The following is a 14,108-nucleotide window of genomic DNA, read 5'->3' as shown; positions in this document are numbered from 1 at the left end:
AGTGAGCCATGGCAAAAAAACTTTCACAAAAAATTGATCTTGCAGCGTTGCAAATCATATTGCGCCGGCAATTCACCAACCTTGACACCAAAGATCCGTCCACATGGCCCATTGCTCCTAAAATATTGTTGTGCCTTTTCTTGGTCATCGCAGTAGTAGTTTTTTCTTGGTACATCAAACTGACGGATTACCAAGCAGAACTGGAAAGCGAACAAAACAAAGAGGTCGCATTACGCGAAGACTACCAGAAAAAATTGGTCAAGGCGGTCAGCCTGGATGCGCTAAAAAAACAACGCGAACAAATACAGCAGTACGTGATTCAGCTGGAAAAACAACTCCCGAGCAAAGCAGAAATGGCAGCCCTGCTTTCAGACATCAACCAGGCTGGACTCGGGCGCAGCCTGCAGTTCGATCTATTTCGCCCAGGTCAGGTAATAATACGAGATTATTATGCAGAGCTGCCCATCAACATTCGGGTCACGGGCAAATATCACGACATCGGTGAATTTGCTTCCGATATCGCGCATCTCCCGCGCATCGTCACGTTGAATGACATCTCCATCGTCCCTAGCAGTAAAGATGCCGGCGGCAGTTTGACAATGGATGCCACAGCGCGGACTTTTCGCTATTTGGATCCAGACGAGATACAAGCGCAAAAGAGGGGAGGAAAGAAATGACGAGCCGCCTACGCGCCCTTCTCCTGTTATGTTCTTTATTGGGGTTGGTGGCTTGCGGCGCTTCCAATGAAGATGAGCTGCGTCAGTGGATGACAGAGCAGCGTGCAAATACCAAACCGCATGTCACGCCGATTGCCGAGCCAAAAAAATTTCAGCCCCAGGATTATACTGCGGGTAACGAAATTGACCCATTCAGCCCTGTTCGACTGACGCAGGCGTTGAAAAAAGACTCGGCGCGCATCGCCTCCAATGCCGCCTTGATTGCCCCAGAAATGGCGCGACGTAAAGAACCTCTGGAAGCCTATCCACTCGATGCCATGACCATGGTTGGGAGCATGAACAAAAATGGCAAGCCCGTAGCCCTGCTCAAAGTTGACAACCTCTTATACCAGGTGCGAATCGGAAACTATCTAGGGCCGAACTACGGCAAAGTCATTGGAATCACCGAAACGGCAATCCAAATCCGCGAAATAGTGCAGGATGCAACGGGCGACTGGACGGAGCGCATTGTATCGCTCGAACTACAAGAGGGTAAGAAATGACAATCACGAAATTATGGCCCATAAGGCAATGGCGCAATGTTTGCGTGGCTCTGGTCGGGCTCACCTTGGCCACCATCGCTGCGGCTCAGAATTCCATCACCTCCGTCACAGGAAGCATCCAAGGTGGATCTGAGGTGCTTCGGATAGACCTGTCCGAGCCGATTTCGAGCGCACCCAGCGGCTTCGTCATTCAGTCTCCTGCACGCGTGGCACTGGATTTTCCCGGCGTTACCAACGCTTTGGGTCGTTCTACCGTGGAGATCAACCAAGGGAACCTGAAGTCTGTCAACGTAGTGCAGGCCGGGGACAGGACCCGTGTCGTATTGAATTTGAAACAGGCCACACCCTATCAGACTGAAATACGCGGCAAATCCCTTTTTGTCTCGCTGACTCCCATCACCAGCACCACGGTGGCAGCGCCACAAGCAACGACTTTTGCAGAAAATTTGAACAGCGACGTTCTGCCATTGAAAGACGTGGACTTCCGTCGCGGCAACGATGGATCCGGGCGGATCGTCATCAGCCTCGCAAACAACCAAGTTGGCGTGGATCTGCGCAAACAAGGCAAAGGCTTATCGGTGGATTTTTTAAAAACTTCGCTCCCGGAAGGTTTGCGCCGCAAATTGGATGTTACGGATTTCGGCACTCCCGTGCAAACGATCACGACCACGCAACAAGGCGATCGTGTGCACATGACCATAGACATTGCCGGAGATTGGGAACATAGCGCCTACCAAGCGGATACGCAATTCGTCGTAGAAATACGGCAACAAAAGAAAGACCTCTCCAAACTTACTCCTGGCCCCGGTTTCACGGGTGAGCGACTGTCGCTGAATTTTCAAAATATTGAAGTGCGATCGCTTTTGCAGGTGATTGCGGATTTTACCAACTTCAATATCGTGACATCGGATACCGTTACCGGGTCTTTGACTCTCAGACTCAAAGACGTGCCATGGGATCAAGCCTTGCAGATCATCATGGACGCCAAAGGCTTGGGCATGCGCAAATCAGGTTCCGTACTTTGGATCGCCCCAAAGGATGAAATAGACGCGCGTATCAAAAAAGACCTGCAAGCGGCAGATGAAATACGCAAACTGGAACCACTGAAAACCCAATCCTTTCAGCTCAACTACGCCAAGGCCAACGACATCGTCAGTCAGTTGACCAACACCAACACCGGAGGCACTGGTGGCAACAATACGCGTTTTCTTTCCGACCGCGGCAACGTGATTGCCGAACCGCGTACCAACCAGATCTTCGTGACTGACACCCCCAGCAAACTGGAAGACGTGCGCCAATTGCTGTTATCTCTCGACGTGCCCGTGCGTCAAGTGTTGATAGAAGCACGCATCGTGGAAGCGCGGGATTCGTTTGGGCGGTCGCTGGGGGTTCGTCTCGGTGGAGCTGATCTGCGCGCACAAAATGGCGGCGACGGCGGCTACAAGCTGAGTGGAAACAACCGGGTTGTTTTTGGCACGAGTTATAGCAATGCAGTGGCCTCTGCGGGTGCTGGAGGTACCGTTGATACGACGGGAAGCTTCGTAAATTTGCCAGCCAGTCTGCCAAACGTCAATGGAGCAGCCAGCTTTGCGCTTTCGATTTTCAACTCCGCCGCGAACAGGTTTCTAACATTGGAGCTCTCGGCGATGGAGGCGGACGGCAACGGCCGCATCGTCTCAAGTCCGCGTCTGATCACCGCAGATCAAACCAAGGCATTGATTGAACAGGGCACTGAATATCCTTACTCCGTGACTGCCCCCAACGGAGCCACATCGATTGCCTTCAAAAAAGCCGTTCTCAAACTGGAAGTGACGCCACAAATCACGCCGGAAGGCAACATCATTCTGGACTTGGATGTCAACAAAGACAGCCGCGGCGAGACGACAACACAAGGCGTCGCCATAGATACCAAGCACGTAAAAACCCAGGTACTTGTAGAAAATGGTGGGACGGTGGTCATCGGCGGCATATTTTCGTTGGATGAAAGCGATCAGATCAACAAGGTTCCCCTTTTGGGGGACATCCCTGTCATGGGAAATTTATTCAAAAACAGAACCAAACAATCTACAAAACAAGAAATGCTAGTTTTTATCACCCCGAAAATCATCAGTGATCGCGGCCCGACCCGATAGGCAGATGAAATACTCAATTTAGGAGTTCCAGATGAAGTTACACATCATTCCAGTTTTGGCGCTGGTAGCCGCTTTGACCGCTTGCGGTGGTGGAGGAGGAAGCCCCGGAACCTCACATTTCGGAAGTGGAAGTAGTCAAACAGTGAGCAGTGACCCAGTCATAAAATCCGCGTCTTTGCTCGATTCGAGCGGTGCTGCAACGACGTCAATCGCAGCATCTGGTTTCACGCTGTTGAGCGTCAAGCTCACCGACCCTAAGGGGAATCCACTCCCGAACCAGCTCATCGATGTGAGTGGAGATACAAACCAAGTTGCTTTTCCTGAAGGCCCATCTGGCCTTACCAATGCCTCCGGGGTGGCCACCATCAAACTCACGCGTGCATCCTTGACTGCCACTGGCGCCGGATCCTTAACCGTAACTTATAGTTATAGAGTAGGTAATTTTTCCGCCTATCCCGATGGATCACCTGCCCCGACGGCGGACAAGGTCATCACTGCCTATGTGGGTTACCAACTGGCTGCGGCCAATGTGACGCTCTCGAATTTGGACGTTGGTGCTTCAACTTTACCTGCCTATGGCACTCGACCTATATCCGTGCAAGCGACCATCAATGGCGCACCGGCCACCTCGCCAGTGCAGGTGACCTTTTCCGCATCCTGCGGGCAAATATCTCCCTCCTCTGCCTCGACGAACAGCAGTGGTATCGCGCTCGTAAGCTATTCTGCTACCGATCCTGCCGGCGCCGCGCAAAGTACCCAAGGCTGCAGCGGTCAAACGGTACAAATCACGGCGAGCATTTTGGGTGGAAGCTCCTTGTCGGCCAACTTGAATGTCCAAAGCGCGCCAGCCACGAACATGAGCTTCGTCGATGCGACTCCTACCCGCATTTATCTGGCAAATTCGGGCGGGCCGACACAATCCATCGTTCGCTTCAAACTTGTGAACGCTCGTGGAGAGCCTTTGCTCGGGCAAAGCGTGACTTTGAGCTTAAAGACATTGAATGGCGGAATCCCTAAAGCCACTTTGGGAACCGTTGGCAACACGAGTCCCATCACGAGCACCACGGATGCCAATGGTATGGTTTCCGTCGCGGTGTTTTCAGGCACAGTACCCACCAATGTATTGGTTAACGCAGCCTTGACCAGTAACTCCGCGGTGCAGACCGATTCGGCCGTGCTGGCCATTGCATCGGGGCGCCCAGTGCAATCGCGAGTGAGCTTGTCGCTTGAAAAATTTTCTATTGAAGGCTGGAACACCGATGGGCAAGAAGCCACGGTGACGATGTCTTTGGCGGATCGCCAAGGCAACCCGGTTCCCGATGGAACCGTGGTCAACTTTGTCACCTCTGGGGGGGTGATGATTCCCCCCACTTGCACCACGGGATCTGCCCCTGGCGATTCGCGCTGCACGGTCAGCATCCGTGCGCAAAATCCGCGCCCCACGGGTGGTCGAGTGGCCATCATGGCCTATTCCCCAGGGGAAGAAGATTTTGTCGATGCCAACTTCAACAACGTCTATGACTGTGGCGAGTCCTTTACGGATCTGGGTACGGCTTATCGCGACGATAACTTCAATGGCATTTTTGATAGCGGAGAGTTTTCCGTACCACGTGCAGCAGAGCCCAGTGCCTGCGCAGTGGCGGCGGTAACGCCCACTCCTACGCATGGTGACGGGGTTTGGGGTGCGGCAGATGTGCGTGGTCAAATTCCCATTGTGTTTGCTTCTAGCCAAGCAATCATCGGCGGTAGTTTTAGCGGCTCCACCTTCACGACGACCGTTAGGGATGTCAACGGCAATAGCATGCCGACCGGCAGCCAAATCACAGTGACTGGCGCCGCTACGGGTACCGATGGCCATACCTGCACGATCAAATCGGATGCCACACTGACGATTCCCAACACCTACGGTGCCACGGCATTTCCAGTGGTCTTTGCATGCAACTCCGGAGATGTCCTGACCGTGAAAGTCACCACCCCCCTGAACGTCGTCACTACCAGCAACTTCACCGTTCAATGATGCGCCAAGCCGCATTTGGCGAGTGCGTCGCCCTCATCGGCCTCCCAGGCTCGGGCAAATCCACCGTGGGTCGGCAGCTCGCGCGGCGCCTGAAGGTGGGGTTCGTCGATTCCGACCAGGTGCTCGAACGGCGCCTGGGGTGCACGATCCGGGAGTTTTTCGAGCGCGAGGGTGAGGAGCGTTTTCGGGACTTGGAGCAGCGGGTGCTCGACGAATTGACGCGCGCTGCCGATTCCCACGAGTCTTGCGTGCTCTCCACGGGGGGCGGGGCGGTGCTGCGTGCGGCAAACCGGGCAGTGCTGCACGAGCGCTGCACCGTGGTGTATTTGCGCTCGTCGCCCGATGAAATCTTCCGGCGCCTGCGGCACGACAAGTCGCGTCCGCTGCTGCAGGTGGCGGACCCGCTCGCACGTTTGCGCGAGCTGTACGCGCAGCGCGACCCGCTGTACCGTGAGACGGCGCATTTCGTGATCGACACGGGACGCCCTTCGGTGGCCACCTTGGTCAACATGATCGTCATGCAGCTGGAATTGGCGGCGCAGTCCGTGGCTGCCACTGCGGCTGCCGGAACAAAGGCGGGGCGCGGTTGATTTCCATCCGGTAGCGGCACACCATGGCGGCGCGTGGCGGTGCGCGTGGCTGCTCTACACTTGCCGGTATGCCTGCAGTGAACCGTCCCGCCTCGTCCGGCGCCCCTCCCGACTCCTCCCCGACTTTGCACCGAGCAGCCCCGACTGGTGGACGCACGCCTGTGCAAGAGGTGCGCATCGCCTTGGGCGAGCGCAGCTATTCGATCTTCATCGGCAGCGGTTTGCTCGGCGATGCAGCGTGCTACGCTGGCTTGCCCACCGCTTCGGCGGCGCTGATCGTGAGCAACACCACCGTCGCGCCTTTGTACGCCGAGCGCCTGCGCGCCGCTTTGCAGGGCATTTATCCCACGGTGCATTGGCTCGCGCTGCCCGACGGTGAGCAATACAAGGACTGGCAGACGCTGAACCTGATTTTCGATGCGCTGCTGCAGCACGGCTGCGACCGCAAGACGGTGCTTTTTGCACTCGGCGGCGGTGTGGTGGGCGACATGACGGGGTTTGCGGCCGCGTGCTACATGCGCGGCGTGCCGTTCGTGCAGGTGCCGACGACCTTGCTCGCGCAGGTCGATTCGTCCGTGGGCGGCAAGACCGGCATCAACCATCCGCTGGGCAAGAACATGATTGGCGCGTTCTACCAGCCGCGCCGCGTGGTGTGTGACCTCGACACGCTGGACACGCTGCCCGCGCGCGAATTCAGCGCGGGGCTGGCCGAAGTCATCAAATACGGGCCCATCGCCGACATGGCCTTCATGGATTGGCTCGAGACGGCCATGGACGCGCTGCGGGCACGCGACCGCGGCGCCCTCGCGCATGCGGTGCGGCGCAGTTGCGAGATCAAGGCCGCGGTGGTGGGGCAGGACGAGCGCGAGTCGGGCTTGCGCGCGATTCTCAACTTCGGCCACACCTTCGGCCACGCGATCGAGGCGGGCCTGGGCTACGGCCAATGGCTGCATGGCGAGGCCGTGGGCGCGGGCATGGTGCTCGCGGCCGAGCTGTCGCGCACGCTGGGGCTTGTCGATGCGGCATTCACCGCACGCCTCGTGCGCCTGATCGAGCGCGCCGGGCTGCCGGTGCGCGCGCCGGTGCTCGATGCCAAGGACAACGCGGGGCGCTACCTCGAGCTCATGCGCGTGGACAAAAAGGCCGAAGGCGGGGCGATCCGCTTCGTGCTGATCGACGGCCCCGGGCGCGCAGTGCTGCGCGCCGTGCCCGATGCGCAGGTGCGCGCGGTGATCGATGCCTGTTGCGGCTGAGCGCGGCCTGCGAAAATACTCCTGTATGGATAGCTGCTTGCGCTTGATACATAAGGGCTAGAGGCCGATTTGATTCAAAATTCAGAGCTTGCCCCTTACGCCTGCGACCCCGCGCATTCGCGTGGGCGGCGCTACCCGCAGGCGGCCGCACCGACGCGCAACGCGTACCAGCGCGACCGCGACCGCATCGTGCATTCGACGGCGTTCCGGCGCCTGGTCTATAAGACGCAGGTGTTTTTGAACCACGAGGGCGACCTGTTTCGCACGCGGCTCACGCATTCGCTCGAGGTGGCGCAGCTTGGGCGTTCGATCGCGCGCACGCTGCGGCTGCATGAAGACCTGGTGGAGGCGATCTCGCTCGCGCACGATCTGGGCCACACGCCCTTCGGGCACGCGGGGCAGGACGCGCTGCACCGCTGCATGCAGGCGTGGGGCGGCTTCGAGCACAACCTGCAAAGCCTGCGCGTGGTCGATCATCTCGAAGAGCGCTACCCCGACTACGACGGGCTCAACCTCACATTCGAGACGCGCGAGGGCATCCTCAAGCACTGCTCGCTGGAGCATGCGCGGCAGCTCGAGGCGCAGGAGCCCGGCGGCGTGGGGGCACGCTTTTTGCGCCGCGAGCAGCCCAGCCTCGAGGCACAGCTGTGCAACCTCGCCGACGAGATCGCCTACAACGCGCACGACATCGACGATGGCGTGCGCTCGGGCCTGATCACGCTCGCGCAGGTGGCCCAGGTGCCGCTGTTTGCGCAGTTCATGGCCCAGGCGCTGGCCGAGCACCCGCAGCTGCAGGCGCCCGAACGCCAGCGGCGGCTGCTCTACGAGGCCACACGCCGCATGCTGAGCGCGCAGGTGTACGACGTGATCGACGCGACGCGGGCCGCTTTGGACGATGCAGGCGTGGCGAGCGTGCAGGAGGTGCGCGCCCAGGCTGCGCCGCTGGTGCGCTTCAGCCCGGACATGCGCGCGCAGTCCGCGGCGCTCAAGCGCTTTTTGTTCCAGAACCTGTACCGCCACCCGCAAGTCGTCGAGACCACGGGGCGTGCACAGCGCGTGGTGGAGGAGCTTTTTGCAGCCTATTGTGCGCACCCCGCGCAGATGAAGCCTGGCTTTGCGCAGCGCGCCCTGCAAGGCGACGCGGCCGCGCGGGCGCGTGCCGTGGCCGACTTCATCGCGGGCATGACGGATCGCTTCGCGCTGCGCGAGCACCAGCGGCTCACGGGCCGGCATTGGCTCGATTGACGCCGGGCGCGTGCCGCTCCTGTGCTGGCTCCGGTGCCTGCGCCGCAGCCGCGGCATCGGCACCCCACGCGCGCTGCCAGCGTGCATAGTCTGCCGGGTAGGCAATGCGGTAGCGCAGCTCCTGCTCGGCCGCCACGTCGCTGCGCCCGAGTACGCGCGCGCTGACGATCAGGGGCTCGATCACGCGCGGCTCTGGCGAAAAATGCAGCAGGCTTTGCGCGAGCGTGAAGGTCTGCGCCGCGTTCGCGGGCGTGATCGCCGTGAGCGGCGTGCTTGTGAGCAGCGCGAAATCGACCGAGTCGGCAAAAAACAGGGTGTCGGAGACTTTGGCGATGGTGTTTTCGCGCAGCGCGGCAGGGCGTTCGGACACCGGGCGGTAGATCTGGCTCACGCGCCAGTAGTCCCAGCCCGCATAGGCGCCCAGGCCCAAAATACCTGCCCAAACCAGCGCTGCGCCAGAGCGCAACAGCGCAGAACGCTCCCAAAACCGGGGCAAATCGCGCCACAGCAGCGCCACGGCGACGAGCGCCGCGAGCTGGAACGGCCCGTACCAGAGCGGAAACTCCACCAGGCTGTGCAGCCCGATGAGTGCGAGCACGCCCCAGGCGAGCTGGCGCGCGGGCTCGGCCTCGCGCCAGGGGCGCGCGCGCCAGACCCAGGCCAGCACGGCCACGCAGGCCAGCAGCGCCACGGGCACGCCCAGCTCCACGGCCAGGTGCAGCGGCAGGTCGTGCGCGTTGTCGAGCAGCAGGCAAAAGCGCGTGCCGGGGAACAGCGTCATGTAGTGCGCGTAGTCGAGCTCGCCCCAGCCCCAGCCCGTCCAGGGCTTTTGCGCGATCAGGTACAGCACGTTCGACCAGAGCACGCGCCGGCTCACGCACGCGCGGCCCGCGCCGCCAAAGCGCAAAAACAGGTCTTCGGCCTGAAAACCCGTCCACTGCAGCAGCCAGCCCGGCAGCAGCCAGGCCCAGGCCAGGTACAGCAAGACACCCACGACCGCCAGGCCGAGCGCCAGCCGTCCCGTGCTGCGCCGCCACAGCGCGAGCAGCGCCACGATCACGAGCCACTGCAGCGCGCCGGTGCGCGAAGTGGTCGCCGCGCTCGCGAGCGCGATCCAGGCAAGTGCCCACGCGAGCAGCACGCCCGCCAGCACGGGCCACACCTTCCTTGCGCCCCGCGCCGGTGGCTGCTGCAGCTGGGCCTGCGCCTGCACCACGAGCCACAGCAGCGCCCACGCGCCCAGCGCGAGCAGCGTGGCCTGCTGGTTGCGCTGGCGCAGATTGCCTATGGCCTGGCCGGGCGTGGAAGGCTGCACCCACGGCGCGAGGCCCACGTCGCCCCAGAAATACTGCACCAGCCCGACGCCACCCGCCACGAGGGCCGCGAGCACCAGCCCGAACGCGCATTGCGTGGCAAAAAATTCCGGCCCATCGCGTCCGGTGCAGATGCCCGCACGCCGCCGCGCCGCCGCGCGCACGCCCGCGAGCGCCGCGAGCAGCAAAATGCAGGCCCACGCACCCCACACGGGCCAGAAGTTGCTGAGTGGCGGCGCCGTGTACGAAAACACGAAAGGCCAGGCCACGGCCAGCAGAGTGAGTGGCGCGACGAAGGCATCGAGGGGCATGGCGTGGGCAAATGCGCTGCAAAGAAGGCGGGGACGTGAGCGGCGAATCATAGGCGCATGGGACAATCCGCAGGATGTACGCATTGTTTGAAGAGGCCGGCAAATTCCTCACCGGCCGCATCCTCTCCGAAGCCGAAAGCTCCGCGCAGGTCGAGCTCGAATCGGGCAAGCGCATGAAGGTCAAGGCGGCGAACCTGCTGCTGCGCTTTGCCCAGCCCGAGCCGGCGCCATTGCTGGCGCAGGCGCAAGAAGTGGCGCAGGGCATAGAGCTCGACTTGGCCTGGGAGTTCGCGCCCGAGGGCGAATTTGGCTTTGCCGATCTGGCGCGCGAGTATTTCTCGGCGAGCGCGCCGCTGGCCGAGCAGGTCGGCATGCTCTTGCGTCTGCACGAGGCGCCGCACTACTTTCGCCGCGCGGGCAAGGGCCGCTTCAAGAAGGCGCCGCCCGAGGTGCTGCAGCAGGCGCTCGCCGCGCTCGAGAAGAAAAAGCAGCAGCAGCAGCAAATCGCCGACTGGGCGCAGGAGCTCGCCGCGGGCCGCTGCCCCGCGCCGATCCGCGCGCAGCTCTACAAAATCCTGTTCAAACCCGACAAGAACGCGCCCGAATACAAGGCCGTGGTCGAGGCCAGCCGCGCCACGCACACCGCGCCGCTCGCGCTGCTGCAAAAGGCCGGCGCGATCGACTCGGCCTACCAGTTCCATTGGCAGCGCTTCTTGTTCGAAAACTTCCCGCAGGGCACGGCCTTTCCGCCGCTGCCCGTGCCGCCGCCGCCCGAGGATTTGCCGCTCGCACCCGTGCAGGCGTATTCGATCGACGACTCGCACACCACCGAAATCGACGACGCGCTCTCGCTGCAGGGCCTGGGCACGGGCACCGTGGTGCTGGGCATCCACATCGCGGCGCCGGGACTGGGCCTGGCGCCGGGCAGCGCGCTCGACCAGGTGGGGCGCCGGCGCCTTTCCACCGTGTACATGCCGGGCTACAAGATCACCATGCTGCCCGAAGACGTGGTGCAGGCGTACACGCTGGAAGCCGGGCGCGCGAACCCAGCGGTGTCGCTGTACGTGACCATCGACGAGGCCACGCTCGACATCCGCGCGAGCGAAACGCGCCTGGAGCGCGTGCCCGTGGCGCACAACCTGCGCCACGACCAGCTCGACCACATCGTCACCGAAGCCTGGCTCACCGACCCTACGGTTCAATACGAAAACACGCCTGAGCCCTTGTTGGAACTGCGTGAGCAGCTCACTTTTTTGTACCGCCTTGCGCTCGCCCTCAAGGCGCGGCGCGAAGTCGTGCGCGGCAAGCCCGAGAACTTCACGCGGCCCGACTACAGCTTTCGCCTCGTGGGCAACGACGGCGCCGAGCCCACGGGAGATGAGCAGGTGCAGATCAGCGTGCGCCGGCGCGGCGCGCCGCTGGACTTGATCGTGGCCGAGGCCGCGATCGTCGCCAACAGCCGCTGGGGCGCGTGGCTGGCCGAGCTGGGCGTGCCCGGCATCTACCGCAGCCAGGCCAGCATGGCGCCGGGCATGAAGGTGCGCATGGGCACCAAGGCGCTGCCGCACGCAGGGATTGGCGTGCCGTGCTACGCCTGGAGCACCTCGCCGCTGCGCCGCTACACCGACCTCGTGAACCAGTGGCAGATCATCGCCTGCGCGCGCCATGGCCGCACGGCCGCGCTCGCCGCGCCCTTCAAGCCCAAGGACGCCGAGCTGTTCGCCATCCTCAGCAGCTTCGACGCCGCCTACAGCAGCTACAACGCCTACCAGGCCAGCATGGAGCGCTACTGGACGCTACGCTATCTGCAGCAAAACGGCATCACCGAGCTCACCGCCACGGTGCTCAAGGAAGGGCCGCAGGGCGACGCGCTGGTGCGCGCCGACAGCCTGCCGCTGGTCTTTGGCGTGCTCGGCGCGCAAGGGCTGCCGCGCGGCGCGCAGGTGCGCGTGCAGCTCGGCGCGATCGACGAATTCACGCTCGAGGTGCGCGGCACCGTGCTCGAGCGCCTGGACACCGGCACGCCCGCTGGCGCCGAGGAAGCGCTAGACTTGGACGAAGGCGGCGAAGAAGGCGAAGAAGCCACCGCCTCCGGCGCCATCACCATCGCGCTCGATCTGGCCGGCGACGCAGCCGCGGACGCCACCACGGGCGCCGCGCCGGTGGCCGAGCCCGATTCCGTCCCAGCCGATCCCATCCAAGCCACCTCGTTCGCACCGTGAACCCGCTCGCGTCGCTGCGCTCCCTCGACCTGTTCCAGCGTGCCCTGCTGTTTTCCGTGGCCGTGCACGCCGCGGTGCTCACGGTGCGCTTCGTGAACCCCGTCGCGGTGCAGCGCGTGTTTCAGGACACGCCACTCGAAGTCATCCTCGTCAACGCGCGCTCCGACGAGCGGCCCGACAAGGCGCAGGCCATCGCGCAGACGCAGCTCGCCGGCGGGGGGGAGGCCGAGCGCGGGCGCGCCACGAGCCCGCTGCCCTATTCCGCGCTGACCGCCGAGGGCGACGACTTCGAAGATGCGCAGCGCCAGGCCGACGCCCTGCTCGCGCAGCAAACCCAGCTGCTCGCGCAGCTGCGCCGCCAGCTCGCCAACCTGCCGCCGCCCGACCCGCGCCCAAGCAGCGACAACCCCGGCGCTACGGCGCAGGAAGACAAGCGCCGCCAGCTGCTCAAGCTGCTCGCCGAGATCGAAAAGCGCATCAACGAGCAAAACGCCCGCCCGCGCAAGCGCTACATCAGCCCGAGCACGCGCGAAGCCGCCTACGCGATCTACTACGACGCGCTGCGCCGCCGCGTCGAAGACAAGGGCACGGAAAACTTCCCTGAATCCCAGGGCAGAAAGCTCTACGGCGAGCTAACCATGATCCTCACCGTGAACCACGACGGGCGCGTGCTCGCCACCGAGGTCGTGCAAAGCTCGGGCAACGCGCTGCTCGATCGGCGCGCCGAAGCCATCGCACGCGCCGCCGGGCCCTTCGGCCCTTTCAGCGCCGAAATGCGGCGCCAGGCCGACCAGATCGCCATGGTGGCGCGCTTCAAGTTCACGCGCGAGCAAACCCTCGAAACCAACATGCGTTCCGCGCCATGACCCTTGCCGCGACCCCAACCCCGGTGCCCTCGACCGCCGCCCCCGACCTCTATTGCGTCATGGGCCACCCCGTGGCGCACAGCCGCTCGCCCGCGATCCACCGTCGTTTTGCCGAACTCACGGGCCAGCACATTGCCTATGACGCCTGCCTGCTGCCGCTCGACGGCTTTGCGCAGGGCGTGCGCGACTTCATCGCGCGCGGCGGGCGCGGCTGCAACGTCACCGTGCCCTTCAAGCACGAGGCCGCGCAGATCGCCACGCAGCGCAGCGCGCGCGTGGCGCTGGCCGGCGCCGCGAACACACTCATGTTCATGGCAGGCGGCGGCATTTACGCCGACAACACCGACGGCCTGGGCCTGGTGGCCGACATCACGCGCAACGCGGGCGTGGCGCTTGCCGGGCGCGACGTGCTGCTCGTGGGCGCGGGCGGCGCGGCCGCGGGCGTGCTCGGGCCGCTCATCGAAGCGGGCGTGCGCCGCCTCACCGTGGCGAACCGCACGTTGGCCAGGGCGCAAGCCCTGGTGCAGGCGCATGCCGACCTCGCGAAACTCCTGAAAGTAGAGCTTCTTGCGCAGTCTCCACAAGCGCTGGAGGCCGATTTCGATGTGGTCATCAACGCCACCGCGAGCAGCCTTGCAGGCGCCGAGGTGCCCGTGCCCGCGCGCGTGCTGCGCCCCGGCAGCCTGGCCTACGACATGATGTACGGCCCCGCTGCGCAGGGCTTTTTGCGGTGGGCGCAGCAGCACGGCGCGCACCCGCGCGACGGCCTGGGCATGCTCGTGGAGCAGGCGGCCGAATCGTTCGCGCTCTGGCGCGGCGTGCGCCCGCCCGCGGCGCAGGTGCTGGCCGAGCTGCAGGCGCAGCTGCAGGCCGAGGTACCCGCCGCCGCTCCCGTCCAGGCGCCGGCGCAGCCACCTGCAACCCTGCGCAAAGCCTGAAC

11 protein-coding genes are annotated in these 14,108 nt (G+C 63.2%); 10 read left to right on the top strand and 1 reads right to left on the bottom strand.

All coding sequences use genetic code 11. The features are described from left to right. Positions 1-8: 8 nt before the first annotated feature. The 7 genes from DFR45_RS04050 to DFR45_RS04025 all read left to right on the top strand — a co-directional run bounded on the left by DFR45_RS04050 (position 9) and on the right by DFR45_RS04025 (position 8,456). A complete protein-coding gene (locus DFR45_RS04050; RefSeq protein ID WP_114482409.1) occupies positions 9-677 on the top strand; it encodes a type IV pilus inner membrane component PilO in 669 nt (222 codons plus the stop codon). Next, complete coding sequence (locus DFR45_RS04045) at positions 674-1,219, top strand: pilus assembly protein PilP (protein WP_241659313.1); 546 nt, start codon at positions 674-676, stop codon at positions 1,217-1,219. Before DFR45_RS04050 ends, DFR45_RS04045 begins: the two co-directional genes overlap by 4 nt. Next, positions 1,216-3,351: a type IV pilus secretin PilQ gene (locus tag DFR45_RS04040; protein WP_114482408.1), complete on the top strand. Its 2,136-nt coding sequence runs from the start codon at positions 1,216-1,218 to the stop codon at positions 3,349-3,351. The genes DFR45_RS04045 and DFR45_RS04040 overlap by 4 nt, the downstream gene beginning before the upstream one ends. Before the next feature lie 31 nt (positions 3,352-3,382). Then, on the top strand, positions 3,383-5,368 hold the full coding sequence (locus tag DFR45_RS14335; RefSeq protein WP_144686913.1) for an Ig-like domain-containing protein: 1,986 nt from the start codon (positions 3,383-3,385) through the stop codon (positions 5,366-5,368). After that, positions 5,365-5,958, top strand: coding sequence for a shikimate kinase (locus DFR45_RS04035; RefSeq protein ID WP_241659312.1), 594 nt, complete (start codon positions 5,365-5,367; stop codon positions 5,956-5,958). The genes DFR45_RS14335 and DFR45_RS04035 overlap by 4 nt, the downstream gene beginning before the upstream one ends. A gap of 68 nt (positions 5,959-6,026) precedes the next feature. After that, the gene (aroB, locus tag DFR45_RS04030) at positions 6,027-7,211 is read left to right on the top strand and encodes a 3-dehydroquinate synthase (RefSeq protein ID WP_114482407.1); all 1,185 of its coding nucleotides are present in this window, start codon (positions 6,027-6,029) and stop codon (positions 7,209-7,211) included. A gap of 72 nt (positions 7,212-7,283) precedes the next feature. Continuing rightward, positions 7,284-8,456, top strand: a complete 1,173-nt coding sequence (locus DFR45_RS04025; RefSeq protein WP_114482686.1) for a deoxyguanosinetriphosphate triphosphohydrolase — start codon at positions 7,284-7,286, stop codon at positions 8,454-8,456. Here the strand turns inward: DFR45_RS04025 and DFR45_RS04020 are convergent. Beyond that, positions 8,431-10,080 (bottom strand): PglL family O-oligosaccharyltransferase, encoded by a 1,650-nt coding sequence (locus DFR45_RS04020; RefSeq protein WP_114482406.1) that lies wholly within the window; start codon positions 10,078-10,080, stop codon positions 8,431-8,433. The two genes, DFR45_RS04025 and DFR45_RS04020, sit on opposite strands and share 26 nt — an antisense overlap. A gap of 74 nt (positions 10,081-10,154) precedes the next feature. Between DFR45_RS04020 and DFR45_RS04015 the strand changes: the two genes are divergently transcribed. From DFR45_RS04015 to aroE, 3 genes are read left to right on the top strand one after another with little or no spacing between them, the layout of a single operon-like run. Continuing rightward, on the top strand, positions 10,155-12,302 hold the full coding sequence (locus DFR45_RS04015; protein ID WP_114482405.1) for a ribonuclease catalytic domain-containing protein: 2,148 nt from the start codon (positions 10,155-10,157) through the stop codon (positions 12,300-12,302). Continuing rightward, positions 12,299-13,168, top strand: coding sequence for an energy transducer TonB (locus DFR45_RS04010; protein ID WP_114482404.1), 870 nt, complete (start codon positions 12,299-12,301; stop codon positions 13,166-13,168). The genes DFR45_RS04015 and DFR45_RS04010 overlap by 4 nt, the downstream gene beginning before the upstream one ends. After that, entirely contained in the window at positions 13,165-14,106 is a 942-nt protein-coding gene (gene aroE / locus DFR45_RS04005; protein WP_114482403.1) for a shikimate dehydrogenase, read from the top strand. The genes DFR45_RS04010 and aroE overlap by 4 nt, the downstream gene beginning before the upstream one ends. Positions 14,107-14,108 lie beyond the last annotated feature (2 nt).

The sequence above is a fragment of the Extensimonas vulgaris genome (assembly GCF_003337425.1).
GTDB lineage: Bacteria > Pseudomonadota > Gammaproteobacteria > Burkholderiales > Burkholderiaceae_C > Extensimonas > Extensimonas vulgaris.
Note: the sequence above shows the minus strand (reverse complement) of the source record. Positions and strands in the feature narration are given on the sequence as shown.

Bases quoted from the DNA above. Each gene is read 5' to 3' on its own strand.
- DFR45_RS04035 (WP_241659312.1), top strand. From the start codon at position 5,365: ATGATGCGCCAAGCCGCATTTGGCGAGTGCGTCGCCCTCATCGGCCTC.
- DFR45_RS14335 (WP_144686913.1), top strand. From the start codon at position 3,383: ATGAAGTTACACATCATTCCAGTTTTGGCGCTGGTAGCCGCTTTGACC.
- aroB (WP_114482407.1), top strand. From the start codon at position 6,027: ATGCCTGCAGTGAACCGTCCCGCCTCGTCCGGCGCCCCTCCCGACTCC.
- DFR45_RS04045 (WP_241659313.1), top strand. From the start codon at position 674: ATGACGAGCCGCCTACGCGCCCTTCTCCTGTTATGTTCTTTATTGGGG.
- DFR45_RS04040 (WP_114482408.1), top strand. From the start codon at position 1,216: ATGACAATCACGAAATTATGGCCCATAAGGCAATGGCGCAATGTTTGC.
- DFR45_RS04020 (WP_114482406.1), bottom strand. From the start codon at position 10,080: ATGCCCCTCGATGCCTTCGTCGCGCCACTCACTCTGCTGGCCGTGGCC.
- DFR45_RS04050 (WP_114482409.1), top strand. From the start codon at position 9: ATGGCAAAAAAACTTTCACAAAAAATTGATCTTGCAGCGTTGCAAATC.
- aroE (WP_114482403.1), top strand. From the start codon at position 13,165: ATGACCCTTGCCGCGACCCCAACCCCGGTGCCCTCGACCGCCGCCCCC.
- DFR45_RS04015 (WP_114482405.1), top strand. From the start codon at position 10,155: ATGTACGCATTGTTTGAAGAGGCCGGCAAATTCCTCACCGGCCGCATC.